The sequence below is a fragment of the Halobacillus sp. ACCC02827 genome, from assembly GCF_030291935.1.
Lineage (GTDB): Bacteria > Bacillota > Bacilli > Bacillales > Halobacillaceae > Halobacillus.
Map to the genome: position 1 here is coordinate 1042028 of NZ_CP128168.1, position 13172 is coordinate 1055199.

14 protein-coding genes are annotated in these 13172 nt (G+C 49.0%); 9 read left to right on the forward strand and 5 right to left on the reverse strand.

Annotation, left to right across the window (positions count from 1 at the left end; translation table 11 throughout):
- Positions 1-14: 14 nt before the first annotated feature.
- Positions 15-716 carry an EcsC family protein gene (locus QRD89_RS05410; RefSeq protein ID WP_008634779.1) on the forward strand — a complete coding sequence of 234 codons (702 nt, stop codon included), beginning with the start codon at positions 15-17 and terminating at the stop codon, positions 714-716.
- Here the strand turns inward: QRD89_RS05410 and QRD89_RS05415 are convergent.
- Positions 713-1891 carry a M20 family metallopeptidase gene (locus QRD89_RS05415; RefSeq protein WP_286096460.1) on the reverse strand — a complete coding sequence of 393 codons (1179 nt, stop codon included), beginning with the start codon at positions 1889-1891 and terminating at the stop codon, positions 713-715. The genes QRD89_RS05410 and QRD89_RS05415 overlap by 4 nt on opposite strands.
- A 123-nt stretch (positions 1892-2014) precedes the next feature.
- Positions 2015-2452, reverse strand: a complete 438-nt coding sequence (locus QRD89_RS05420) for a ferritin-like domain-containing protein (protein WP_008634790.1) — start codon at positions 2450-2452, stop codon at positions 2015-2017.
- 205 nt (positions 2453-2657) lie between these two features.
- On the opposite strand from QRD89_RS05420, the gene QRD89_RS05425 reads away from it, so the two are divergent.
- Complete coding sequence (locus QRD89_RS05425; RefSeq protein WP_152522229.1) at positions 2658-3083, forward strand: disulfide oxidoreductase; 426 nt, start codon at positions 2658-2660, stop codon at positions 3081-3083.
- Positions 3080-3577 (forward strand): thioredoxin family protein, encoded by a 498-nt coding sequence (locus QRD89_RS05430; RefSeq protein ID WP_008634799.1) that lies wholly within the window; start codon positions 3080-3082, stop codon positions 3575-3577. The genes QRD89_RS05425 and QRD89_RS05430 overlap by 4 nt, the downstream gene beginning before the upstream one ends.
- A 79-nt stretch (positions 3578-3656) precedes the next feature.
- Here QRD89_RS05430 and QRD89_RS05435 read toward each other — a convergent pair whose 3' ends face one another.
- The gene (locus tag QRD89_RS05435) at positions 3657-4163 is read right to left on the reverse strand and encodes an antibiotic biosynthesis monooxygenase family protein (protein ID WP_008634803.1); all 507 of its coding nucleotides are present in this window, start codon (positions 4161-4163) and stop codon (positions 3657-3659) included.
- Positions 4164-4259: 96 nt separating this feature from the next.
- On the opposite strand from QRD89_RS05435, the gene QRD89_RS05440 reads away from it, so the two are divergent.
- From QRD89_RS05440 to hemY, 4 genes are all read left to right on the forward strand, one after another.
- Positions 4260-6404, forward strand: coding sequence for a transglycosylase domain-containing protein (locus QRD89_RS05440; protein WP_286096461.1), 2145 nt, complete (start codon positions 4260-4262; stop codon positions 6402-6404).
- Positions 6405-6519: 115 nt separating this feature from the next.
- Positions 6520-7569 carry a uroporphyrinogen decarboxylase gene (gene hemE / locus QRD89_RS05445; protein WP_008638874.1) on the forward strand — a complete coding sequence of 350 codons (1050 nt, stop codon included), beginning with the start codon at positions 6520-6522 and terminating at the stop codon, positions 7567-7569.
- Between the two features lie 2 nt (positions 7570-7571).
- Positions 7572-8498: a ferrochelatase gene (gene hemH, locus QRD89_RS05450; RefSeq protein ID WP_008638872.1), complete on the forward strand. Its 927-nt coding sequence runs from the start codon at positions 7572-7574 to the stop codon at positions 8496-8498.
- Positions 8499-8506: 8 nt separating this feature from the next.
- Entirely contained in the window at positions 8507-9913 is a 1407-nt protein-coding gene (gene hemY / locus QRD89_RS05455) for a protoporphyrinogen oxidase (RefSeq protein WP_286096462.1), read from the forward strand.
- A gap of 32 nt (positions 9914-9945) precedes the next feature.
- Here the strand turns inward: hemY and QRD89_RS05460 are convergent, their stop codons facing one another.
- On the reverse strand, positions 9946-10875 hold the full coding sequence (locus QRD89_RS05460) for a nucleoside hydrolase (protein ID WP_286096463.1): 930 nt from the start codon (positions 10873-10875) through the stop codon (positions 9946-9948).
- A gap of 181 nt (positions 10876-11056) precedes the next feature.
- Here QRD89_RS05460 and QRD89_RS05465 point away from each other — a divergent pair, with 181 nt between their 5' ends.
- Positions 11057-12070: a LacI family DNA-binding transcriptional regulator gene (locus tag QRD89_RS05465; RefSeq protein ID WP_008638866.1), complete on the forward strand. Its 1014-nt coding sequence runs from the start codon at positions 11057-11059 to the stop codon at positions 12068-12070.
- Between the two features lie 98 nt (positions 12071-12168).
- Here QRD89_RS05465 and yhfH read toward each other — a convergent pair whose 3' ends face one another.
- Positions 12169-12297, reverse strand: a complete 129-nt coding sequence (gene yhfH / locus QRD89_RS05470; protein WP_081594845.1) for a protein YhfH — start codon at positions 12295-12297, stop codon at positions 12169-12171.
- 119 nt (positions 12298-12416) lie between these two features.
- Between yhfH and QRD89_RS05475 the strand changes: the two genes are divergently transcribed.
- Complete coding sequence (locus QRD89_RS05475; RefSeq protein ID WP_286096464.1) at positions 12417-13148, forward strand: MBL fold metallo-hydrolase; 732 nt, start codon at positions 12417-12419, stop codon at positions 13146-13148.
- The last annotated feature ends 24 nt before the right edge of the window (positions 13149-13172 follow it).

A 13172-nucleotide genomic window follows, 5' to 3' on the forward strand; every position in this document is an offset into this window, starting at 1 on the left:
ATGGAGGGAGATACATGTCCTATGAATCACGTGTAAAGAGTGAAGCCGAGCGATGGGCCCGCGCGCTTGAGAAACGACCTTCCCGGCTGCAGCGGTCATCCAAGCGGTTTCAGACGAAAGTGAATGATAAAATTCCGGACAACGTGCATAAGGTAGTCACGGAAGCCGTCAAAGGAATGATCGAAACCGCTTTGACAACATCGAAATATATAGATCGGGTCGAAGTAGACCCGGAATGGACGTTTGCAGAAAAGGAAGAGAAAGTGATGGAACTGCGCCGTAAATATAGCAGGAGTGCGGCATTAGAGGGGGCTGGAACAGGCCTCGGAGGTTTCTGGATTGGGTTGGCCGACTTCCCACTGCTCTTAAGTATAAAAATGAAGTTTTTATTTGATGCAGGTCAGGTTTATGGATGGCAAGTGGAAAGGTATGAAGAAAGGCTTTATCTTCTTCATATATTTCTGCTCGCTTTCTCAAGTGATGAGGCGAGAGCAGGGGTGAAAGAAAAGCTTTGGAAGTGGGAAGAGCTTCCGGAAGAAGCGAAGCAGATGGATTGGCAGACTCTTCAGCAGGAATATCGGGATACGATTGATTTTGTGAAGCTGTTCCAACTGCTCCCTGGAGTCGGGGCTGTAGTGGGATTCGCCGTAAATGGCAGAATGCTTCATCATTTAGGGGAGACGGCGATGCAGTGCTGCCGTCTCCGGATTCTTTAATGTTTATGGTTTTCCTGGTAGCTGAGGAATGTTTGGAACAGCGTCTTTGCAGCGTGTTTCATTGCCCGCTCATCAAAGTCGAATTTCGGGTGATGATGAGGGTAATAGTGGTCCGGTAGTCTTGCTCCGGTGAAATAATAGGCGCCCGGTTTCTCCAGCAAATAATAGGAAAAGTCTTCGCCGGCCATACTTGGGGCTATTTCTTCTGTTTTCAGCCCGGCTTCTGCTTTCGGAGCATTTTTTAGGATTAACTCGGCCTCTTCCGCATGATTAATGACGGGAGGATATCCTTTATGATATTCCAGGGTGTACGCTGCATCATAACCGGTACATGTCCCTTTCAGGATCTTCTCGATTTCTTCGATAATGGAATCCTGGACTTTTGTTTCGAACGTCCGGACGGTACCGGTAATTTTAGCGGAGTCAGCAATGACGTTGAATGTTTGTCCTGCCTCGAACGTTCCGATAGTGACAACAGCCGTTTTAAGTGGGTCTACACGTCTGCTCACGATTTGCTGCAGGGAAGTGACGAGCTGGGAGCCGATGACAATAGCATCTTTTGTTTGATGAGGCATTGCTCCGTGTCCGCCTTTACCGTGAATGGTGATCTCAAAGCGGTCGGCACCGGCCATGAACGCGCTCTTGGACGTCTGGATCGTTCCGAATGGGGCATCGACCCATAAGTGGGTACCGAAGACAGCATCGACGCCGTCGATAGCGCCGGCTTCCACCATTGGCTTCGCCCCGCCGGGAGCATATTCTTCGGCATGTTGATGAAGAAACAGGATCGTTCCCGGAATCTCTTCTTTATACGGCAGAACGGCTTCTGCTAACCCGAGGAGCGCTGCTGTATGACCGTCATGGCCGCAGGCATGCATGACACCGTCGTTTTTCGAGCGGTAGGGGACATCGTTTTCCTCCTGAATCGGAAGTGCGTCGAAATCCGCACGCAGAGCGACGGTCTTACCTGGTTTCCCGCCTTTCAGAGTGGCGATGACGCCGTTACCTCCTATGCCCGTTTCATACGGGATGCCCAGCTTCTCGTATGTATCTGCAATGTATTTCGCTGTCTGTTCCTCTTCAAAGGAAACTTCCGGGTGCTGATGTAAGTACCTTCTCGTTTCGACCATCTTGTCGTACAAATCGTCGATCGCTTGGAAAATATTTTCCCACATGTTTATCTGCCTCCTTTTCCTATGTGTAAATTTTAATACACTCCCGAGGCATTCACAAACAAATATTATTATTCTGATAATAAGAAAAGCCCCGGCACGGCCGGGGCTTTTCTGGATATGCTGTTAATCGTGAAGGCGTGAATCCTGCAGCAGGCGGCCGATTTCTTCCATATGGCCGGTTTCATCTGCAATCATATCATCAAGCTTGACGGACAATTCTGTCAGCCCGAGTTCCTCTGCCTGCGCTTTACGTTCTTCATACCGTTGAATCGTCTGGCGTTCTGCCTCTTTCGCTTCTTCGAGCATCGGCCGGACATCCTTCAACTGTTTTACTTCTGCCGGAGTCGTCGTAGGCGTTCCGCCCAGTGTGCTGATTTTTTCAGCCAGATAGAGGGCATGGCCCTGCTCGTCGGCTACTTCACTTTCAAAGAACGGCTTTAAAACAGACCGGTACAAGCCTGTGACGACAGCGGCATTATACGTGTACATGATCGATGCCGCATACTCATGGGACAAATCCTCGTTTAAGCCTTCGATCAATGCTTTCATTTTTTCATCCATCGAGCAACATCCTTTCGTAAAACATGGTCTATAATTATCATTCCCCGTGCCTTTTCCTTTAAACATCAGCACTCATATATGGAGGAAGACGGTGGGTATTTCCCTGGAAATAGGCGGTTGTCCGGCAGCCGGGAAATCCCTTTGTTTTCCTTTGGATCCATTGTATAATGGCAGGTGAGAGAGAGGTTAAGAAAGGATTTGGCGTATGAAAAAAGACATGGAAACACGGGTTTTCCTTATATGGGCAGTGGCGCTCGTCGCTACCGCCGGGAGTTTGTTCTTTTCCGAAGTGCTCGGCTATATTCCGTGCGAGCTGTGCTGGTATCAAAGGATCCTTATGTACCCGCTCGTCCTGATTTACGGTACTTCTCTGATTAAGAAAAATATGGACATCGCCCTGCCGGGGCTCTTCATGAGTGGAATCGGTTCACTCGTATCGATCTATCATTACTGTATCCAGAAAATTCCTGCACTGTCGACGACCGACAGCTGCGGACTTGTCCCTTGTAACGGGCAATACATCAACGTATTCGGCTTCATCACGATTCCTTTTCTGGCCGGTATCGCATTCCTTATCATCTTCATCATTCATTTGACACTTGTTAGACAGAAGGGGAGAAAAGAAGCATGAAAAAGAATATGATCATTTTTGCAAGTATTCTCGCTGTATTAATTGTCGTCCTGATTGTCGTCGTGAACTATCAAAACGGCCAGAAGACGGCGGATAATCCTTATGGAAAAGACAACTTGGATCAGGCGACGATCGATCAGCTCGATGATCCGAACTATCAGAACCAGATCCAGCCGGACGATCTACAGGAAGAAATCGCGTCCGGGGAGCCGGTTACGGTCTACTTTTACAGTCCTACCTGTGTCCACTGTCAGCGGACGACCCCGGTGCTTGTTCCGATGACCGATGAACTCGGAGTTGATATGAAGAAGCTGAATTTGGATGAGTTTGAAGATCAATTCCAGGAATACGGCATTGAATCGACGCCGACGCTCGTCCATTTTGAAGACGGGGAAGAGCAGGCACGGATCGTCGGCGAGCAGTCCGTCACAGCTTTCGATGATTTCTTTCATCAGGAAGTGCTGAAGGACGCAGAAGAGGAAGGGCAGGGCTGAACGAGCAGCTTCGCGGGTTTCCTCTGATATTTCAGGCAACAAAAAAAGTGAGCGGCCTCGTGCCGCTCACTTTTCTATACTACCCGTCTAGCTGTGTCATATGGTATTTGGTGATATAAGCGTCACCGTCGATGAAAGAAGGCTTCTTCGCGTGCTTCGGTCCGGACTTCTTATGGGCATCGTCAAAGGATTTGGAGTTCTTCCAATCTTCAAAATCCTGTTCGTTCCGCCACTGGGTGAAGACGACATAGGTGTTACCTTTCAAAGGACGGAGGATGCGGATGGCTTGAAAACCTTCGCGCTGTTCCACATTTCCAGCCCGTTGTTTGAAGCGGTCCTCGAATACGGGACGGCCTTCGTCGCTGACAGGGATGTTATTCATGACCACGAAGCCGTCCGCTTGAACGGTTCCGACGTGGTCGACGGTTTCATAATCCCGTCCTTCTTCAAAGATGGATGTATCCTCCCCTTCATAATAAGCGACGGTCTTATCTCCGTCCTGCATGAAAAACAGAGGGGCTTGTGGATGCTGCTCTTTCAGTTTGGATAGATAGTTTAATGTACCATGCGTCATCGAAACCTTCATAACCGATGTCTCCTTTCTTCACGTTGGTTCCAGTTTACCAACCGCCGATCCACCATGGCAAGCAGGAAGGAGAATAGCAGGAAAGGATGCAAATAGTTGAACTTCAAGAAAATAACAGAAAAACTGCCGCCGTGGAGCAAACGGTTGAAGTGGCCGGGCATTGTCCTTGGTTCCTTCTTCCTGCTTGCACTCATCGGCTATATGACGATTCTTTTCGGCGGTCGGTTTGTTGTAGAGGAAGAAGATTTGATATTGAATGAAATGACGACGGTAGAAACGCCGGATGGAGACGTCATCGAGCGGATCTATACGGAGAATCGTCAGGTCGTCCCGATCTCCCAAATTCCGGAGCACGTGCAGGAAGCTTTCATCGCAGTGGAGGACAGCCGCTTCCGGGACCATTCCGGTGTAGACTTTAAAGGCATTATGCGAGCCGTCTATAAAGATATTATCGCCATGAAGAAAGTGGAAGGAGCGAGTACAATCACCCAGCAGGTGGCGAAGAACCTGTTCCTCTCCAATGAGAAGACGTGGATGAGAAAGACGAAAGAAATGATGGCGGCTTCCTACCTGGAAAGGAATTACACGAAAGATGAGATATTGGAACTGTATTTGAACCGAATTTATTTCGGGGAAGGCGCTTATGGAATTGAGGCCGCTTCCCAGCATTACTTCCAGACATCCGTGGAAAATTTGACCGTGGCTCAAGGAGCCCTGCTCGCTGGACTTCCGAAAGCACCAAACACGTACTCTCCTTTTGATCATCCGGAAGAAGCGGAACAAAGAAGAAATGTTGTACTTTCCCGTATGTATGACGTGGGCGCCATTGACGCTGCCACGATGAAGCAGATGCAGGGATCGACACTTGCTGTTGAAAAAGACGACGAAGAGCCGGAAACGTGGTCGAACAGTTATGTGGATCTCGTCATCGATGAAGCAGCGGATCGGTACCATATTTCCCGTGATGAACTGAAAAGGGGAGGATACCGAATCATCGTAGAAATGGATCCGGAGATTCAAAAGATCGCAGCAGGGGAAATGAAGAATGGGGAATTCGTGCCCGGATCAGCGGGAGAAGTCGAAGGTGCTTTCACGTTGATGGATCATCGAACCGGTGCGTTGGTAGCCGTGGTCGGAGGACGCAATTTCCAGCATGGAGACTTCAACAGGGTACAGGCGAAGCGGCCCCCGGCCTCCACCATTAAACCGCTGGCGGTGTACGGGCCGGCTCTTATGACCGGCGACTATGACCCGTTCTCCCTTTTGTCCGATGAGTTTCAGGGGTTCGGAGATTTTGAACCGAAGAATCATGATGGTCAATATGACGGGGAAGTTTCCCTGTATCAGGCCTTGATGGAATCAAAGAACGTATCGGCCGTCTGGCTGCTCGATAAAATCGGAATATCCTATGCAAAAGGGTACTTGGATAAGCTTGGCCTGCCGACGAAAGATAAAGGTCTTGCTATCGCACTGGGAGGTTTGTCGACCGGCTATTCGCCTATACAAATGACAGAAGCTTACGGCGCCTTTCCGGAAGGAGGAGCGGTACGGGACAGCTACACGATTCGGAAGGTCCTCGACCGGAATGATGAAGTCATCCATGAGCATAAGCCTTCTGTAACGAAAGTGTTTGATGCGCAGACGTCCTGGTATATGACGGAAATGCTGCAAGCGACAGTGGAAGAAGGTACAGCTGGTGCTGGAAATTATCCGAAGGCGCTTGCGGGCAAGACGGGCACGAATGGTAAGAAGGATGTATGGTTCACAGGCTATACCCCGCAGTACGCAGGCGCTCTTTGGATGGGCTATGATGAGAGCGGAGGCAATCAGGTCCTGAATGGGAGCAGTGTATATCCGACACGGTTGATGAAAGAAATTCTTAGCCGGATCGATCAGCAGCAACCTCTGCAGGAAACGTTCGATAAACCGGACGGCGTGGAGAGCCTGCCTGATCCAATCGAACTGCCGGTCATTGATGATGCCCGTGCTGATGCCGGGTTTGGCGGTATTGCTTCGTTCCGGCACACGATCACCTGGTCTGTACCTGAGGATGACCGGATTATCTACCGTATTTTTAAAATGGAAAACGGAGAAGATGTTAAGGTTGGAGAAGTGACTGGTAAAGGAGAATACAAGATCAATGGATTCCGTCTGTTCCAGCAGGAATCGTACTATATCGTCCCTTATGACCCATTAACAGGGAAAGAAGGACGCCGGTCCAACGTCGTTACCTTCGGATGACTCGTGTTAAAAAGTACAAAATAGTGACAAATTATCCTTTTTTCTATACACATAAAAGATAAATCGTTATAGTTGAAAGCGGATAAATGATGAACGTGATAAAGGAGTCCTTAGGATGAATAAAATCGAAAACGATACGATATTGAGAGCATTTCGAGGGGAAGAGACGGATCATACTCCGGTCTGGTTTATGCGTCAGGCCGGACGTTCCCAACCGGAATATCGGAAATTGAAAGAGAAATATTCGCTGTTCGAAATTACTCATGAACCGGAGCTTTGTGCTTATGTAACAAGGCTTCCGGTTGAACAGTACGGGGTGGACGCAGCTATCCTTTATAAAGACATCATGTCTCCGCTCCCGGCGATCGGTGTCGATGTCGAGATCAAGAAAGGCATCGGGCCGGTGATTCATAACCCGATCAAAAGTAAAGCGGATATCGAGAAACTAGGGTCCATCGATCCGGAGTCGGATGTACCTTATGTCATGGATACGATCCGGCTGCTTACGAGAGAACAGCTGACCGTACCGTTGATCGGTTTCAGCGGGGCACCTTTCACTCTCGCAAGCTATATGATTGAAGGCGGACCGTCCAAAAACTATAATAAGACGAAAGCGTTGATGTACAGTGAGCCGATGACTTGGTTCAAGCTGATGGAGAAATTGGCGGACATGGTGATTACCTATGTGAAGGCACAGGTCGCCGCTGGTGCGAAAGCGATCCAGATCTTCGATTCCTGGGTCGGTTCCCTTAATGTTGAAGACTACCGCACTTATATCAAGCCTGTCATGGAGCGGATCTTCTCTGAATTGAAAGAAGAAGGAGTCCCGTTGATCACGTTCGGTGTCGGTGCCCGTCATTTGATCAACGAATGGAATGACCTTCCTGTGGACGTCATCGGTCTCGACTGGAGAATGTCGATTACAGAAGCAAGAGAAGCCGGAATCACAAAACCGCTTCAGGGCAACTTGGATCCTTCCCTTTTGCTTTCGGACTGGGAAGTGATCGAGGAGCGTGCCAAACGTATCATTGATGAAGGCAGGAAGCATCCCGCCCATATCTTCAACCTTGGTCACGGTGTGACGCCGGACATCAAGCCTGAAACGCTGAAGCGATTGACGAATCTGATTCATGATTATTCGAAAAAGAGCGGAAGAGGTGTATAAGCATGGCAAAAAAACGCATGGGGCTGTTAGTGATGGCCTATGGAACGCCCTATAAAGAAGAGGACTTGGAAAGGTACTACACTCATATACGCAGAGGACGTAAACCGTCTGAAGAACTGCTTCAGGATTTGCGCGAGCGGTATGACGCCATCGGCGGCATATCTCCTCTTGCTAAAATTACAGAAGACCAAGGAAAAGCTTTGGAAGATAAGTTGAATGGTATCCAGGATGAAGTGGAATTCAAGCTTTACCTTGGATTGAAACATATTGAACCGTTCGTGGAAGATGCGGTGGCACAAATGGCGCAAGACGGGATTACGGAGGCTGTCTCCATCGTTCTCGCCCCACACTATTCCACGTACAGCGTCAAATCATATAACGGTCGCGCAAAAGAAGAAGCGGACAAACACGGCATTTCCATCCAATCTGTCGAGAGCTGGTACGATGCAGAAGGATTTATCGATTATTGGAGCGGCGTTATTGAAGCGGAGTATGCCAAGATGGATGAAAAAGAACGGGAGAAGGCGTGCTTGATCGTATCTGCTCACAGCCTGCCGATGAAAATTCTTGAAGGCGGCGATCCATACCCGGATCAGTTGAAGAAGACAGCAGAACTCATCTCTGAATCTACAGGAATTAAACAATATGAAATCGGCTGGCAGAGTGAAGGGAACACCCCGGATCCGTGGATCGGTCCGGACGTGCAGGACTTGACGAAAGAGCTGTATGAGAAGAACGGTTACACCAGCTTCGTCTATGCTCCCGTCGGTTTCGTATCGGATCATCTCGAAGTTCTGTACGACAACGACTATGAGTGTAAAGTCGTCTGTGACGAAATTGGAGCGAATTACTATCGTCCGGAAATGCCGAATACCAATCCTCAATTTATTCAGACCTTGGCCGAAGTCGTCTTGGCTGAAGTAGAGTAGGGATACGGATGGGACAGAAGAAGGATGTTGTTGTCATCGGTGGCGGTATCACCGGTTTAACGGCAGCTTATTATCTTCAGAAAGAGGCGAAGTCTTCCGGGAAGGACATGAATGTTCAGCTCATGGAAGCCGGTGATCGCCTCGGAGGTAAAATTCATACGTATCAGAAGGATGGTTTCACGATTGAGCGTGGCCCCGATTCTTTCCTTGAGAGAAAAGAATCCGCAGGGCGCCTAGCAAGGGAGGTAGGCCTTGGAAGTGAGCTTGTTCCAAACGGGACCGGTCAGTCGTACATTCTTGTGAACGGCAGGCTTCATAAGATGCCGAGCGGTTCCTTTATGGGAATACCCACCAGGATTCGGCCGTTTCTTTTTTCCGGACTGTTTACTCCGGCAGGCAAAGTGCGGGCGGCGATGGACTTGATCAAATCGAAGAAAACCGTGGAAGGCGATCAGTCGCTCGGACTTTTCTTCCGCCGCCGTCTCGGCAATCAGGTTGTCGAGAACCTGGTAGAGCCGCTTTTATCGGGAATCTATGCCGGAGATATCGATCGATTGAGCATGCAGGCCACGTTCCCTGATTTCTACGATTTGGAGCAGGAATATGGCAGCTTAATCAAAGGACTTCGTGCCACGCGGAAGATCCCGAAGCCTGTCAAAGGACAGAAGAAGCCGAGTGCTTTCCGTACGCTGAAGCGCGGACTTGGTTCACTCGTTGATGCGGTTGAGGATCATTTAGAACCTGGCTCTGTTCATAAAGGGACAGGTGTCGATCATATTGAAAAGAAAGAGGAAGGGTATCACCTTCTCTTAAGTAACGGCACGGTCAAACAGGCAGATGCGATCGTTCTGGCGGTTCCGCATTTCGTTGTCCGCCGTTTGTTCTCGCAGTATGATTTCTTCGAGCCGTTCAAGGAGAAGAATGCAACGTCTGTCGCCAACATTGCGATGGCTTTTGACGCATCTGCTATTAAGAAGGATATTGATGGGACGGGCTTTGTCGTGTCGAGGAACAGTGATTTCCGAATCACTGCTTGTACGTGGACCCACAAGAAGTGGCCGCATTCCACCCCTGATGGGAAAGTCCTTCTGCGCTGCTATGTCGGGAAACCGGACGATCAGGAAGTGGTCGATCTGTCAGACGAGCAGATAGAAGCGTTAGTCCTTAAGGATTTGAACAAGACGATGAACATAACGGCAGCCCCTGAATTCTCCGTTGTCACCCGCTGGCATCACGGTATGCCGCAATACAAAGTCGGTCATAAGGATCGACTGAAGCACGTGACGGAAGAAATGGCCGAACACCTGCCGGGGGTGTATCTGGCTGGTGGTTCTTTTTACGGTATCGGTCTGCCGGACTGTATCGATCAAGGAGAAGCGGCTGTCCGGAAAGTCGTGGACTATTTGAATAACTAACTGGAGCTGTCGCACACGTGCGGCAGCTTTTTCTATGCCAACACCTTCATGATGTCGTCGAGGAAAAGCTCCTTGTTGAAATCAAGGGCAATGGTGTGGACCGGTGATCCCGGTACCTTCTCCGGAGCGGCGCGGAAATCAGCATAGGTCAGCCCTTTAGATGGACCGGCAGTTACGACTTCGACCTGTTTATGGACGACCTGGTAGTACTCCGGATGCATTAAATAGGAGAAAACAATTAGATCGTGCAGAGGTGCACCGCCTGCATCAGGCAGGATTTTTTCGTACTGTTTGCTGTAGTAGCGCATCATCGGAATAAGGATGCTGCTATATGGACCGGACGCCTGCTTCGCAATGGATTCAATCATGTGATCCGGAACAATAGCCCGGTTGCTGACGTTTAACGGGAGGAGCGTCGTATTGCGGCTGTTGGATATGACCGTCGCGGCTGCGTGTGGGTCGCCGTATATATTTGCTTCTGCAAGCGGCGTTCGGTTTCCGGGAACGAGGAAAGCTCCGCCCATAAGAAGCGTCTGTTTCACTTTCGTTACATTGCTCTCCGCTTGTATGAACGCGAGGGCGAGGGAAGTCAGCCGTGCAAGGCTGATGATGGTCAATTCGGATCGATATTGATCGATGATTTGATAGATTTTCTGGAATGGGTGGATGCGCTGGATGCATTTGTCAGGGACGACAAACCCAAGGCCGTGTACTCCGTGGATGTCATAAAAATACTCGGGAGGATTTCCTGACAGCGGTCTTTTTGCTCCAACAATCACTGGAATTTGCTGCTGGTCGGTCAGGTCAAGCAGGAACGTGATGTTCTTTAAAGCATCTTCCTGGCTGACGTTCCCATAATCTGCAACGATACCTGTAACGGTGATGTCCGGATGGTTAAGTGCATAAAGCAGGGCGAATCCATCATCCACTCCGGGATCTGCGAAAATAAGGACCTTCTCCACGCTTACACTCCCTTTTTTTTCCTTTTAATAATCGTACGTTAAGCGCGCAGCACCTATGATCCATTACATAAAAAGGAAAAAATATTATGATTCGTATAGTGAAAGGGCTTGCAAGATGGTGGAAGGATTAGTATCATGATAATTGGAAACGTTTTCAAGATAACATCAAGGGGGAGTAGGAATGGCTACAATTGAAGATGTAGCAAAACTTGCGGGATTGTCCCGGACAACAGTATCCCGGGTTATCAATGATCAACCTTACGTTACGGAGGAGAAACGCCAGCGTATCCTTCAGGCGATGAAGGAACTGGGATATGTCCCGAACTCTTCTGCTCGAAGGCTCCGCAGTCAAAGGACGGAAACGATCGCTGTGCTCCTGCCTCGTCTCACGAATCCTTTCTTCGGAAACTTAATCGAGGCAATTGAGGAGAAAGCGTCGGAATGGGGTTATCAGGTCATTGTTTGCCAGACACACGATTCCAAGAAAAAAGAAATAGACTATCTGCAGTTGTTGAAAACCAAGCAGGTGGATGGGATGATTATGGCTTCTGTCGTTAATGATTGGAAGGAAGTGGAGCCGTATTTGGAGTCCGGTCCGATTGTTTTTTGTAATGAATATATGGACGAGCCGCTTATTCCTATGGTGCATATGGATCATAGGCAGGCCGCCTACGAAGCCACCTCCCATCTCATTGAACAGGGCTGCCGCCATTTTGCTTATGTCAGTGGAGGTCCGGGGTCGCATCTTGTGAGGGAGCGACGGCATGGGTTCGATCAGGCATTGGAAGAAGCAGGAATGGACCTGACGGAAGTGGTTGCTGTTGATTGGGCGATGGATGTGGGGGACGGACAGAAGGTCTTCCATTTCATCAAAGAAGATCATCCATACATCGACGGGGTCTTCACAGGATCAGATGAAGTGGCCGCGGGGCTTATCTATGAATCGGCATCATCGGATTGGAGCATTCCACAAGACCTGGCAGTCATCGGCTTCGATAATCAAATGATTTCCCTTCTGATGGTACCTTCTGTCACGACGGTGGAACAACCTGTCACGGAGATGGCGGATAAAACGGTTGAAATACTGATTCAGCAGCTTCTCCATCCAGGAGCCGTCATGCCGAGAAGGTATGTTTACCCTCATCAATTACTTATCCGCAATTCCACGAAGCGAAAGAAACTCTCCATCCAGTAGAAACTCTGCCGGGTGGTTTTTTTTGTGCAAAAAAAAAGAGCAGCCTCGGCTGCTTGAAATCTCCTGTTCTTTCTTATGATATTTGTGGAATAATAAGATTAACGGGCCGGATGGTCACATTCGTCGCAGAGGTTTCCGTAGCAGTCTGCTTTTTCATCGATAACCTGCCCACAGGTAGAGCAGTGTTTTTTCGGTAGGTTGCGGAAGAATTCTAGAATATTCATCATTTGTAAACGCCTCCAATTACTTTTAATGTAAAATCATTGTATTATAACAATATTCAGAAATCAACCAACTGTTATAAAACAATTGAAAAATAGGAAAAAAGATACAGGGAGTGAGTGAATTGAAATTGACAGTAATAGGCTATTGGGGTGCCTTTCCCGGTCCTGGAAGTGCGACGTCCGGCTATTTATTTGAGAAAGACGGCTTCTCCATGCTGGTGGATTGCGGAAGCGGTGTATTGTCCAGGCTCCAGCAGTTTCGGAAACTGGAAGACGTAGATGCGGTTGTCCTGTCCCATTATCATCAGGATCATATGGCGGATGTAGGTCCGTTGCAGTATGCGTGGCTTGTTCACAATAACCTGAAACAGACGGAGGAGACCCTGCCGATTTATGGACATCTGGAAGACGAAGAGAAGTTTTCCGCCCTGACCCATCAATACACAGAAGGAATCGCCTATGAGCCGGAGCAGCCGCTGCATGTCGGTCCTTTCCGTATAGACTTTCACCCAACAGCACATCCTGTTCCGTGTTACGGCATGAGAATAACCGATGGAGAGCAGACGGTCGTCTATACAGCGGATACGAGTTATAAAGAAACCTGGGCACGATTTGCTAAGGATGCAGATCTGCTTATTACCGATACGAATTTCTACAAAGGAATGGACGGGAAAGGTCCCGGACATATGACGAGTACGGAAGCAGCGACGATTGCAAGAGACGCCGGTGTCGATACACTCCTGCTCAGCCATCTCCCGCACTTCGGCTCCTGGACAAAACTGAAGCAGGAGGCGGAGGATGTTTTTTCGGGAACGATCCACCTAGCAGAGGAAGGATGGTCCTGGGATGGGTAAAATCATTGTCTAACTTTGTCGGAA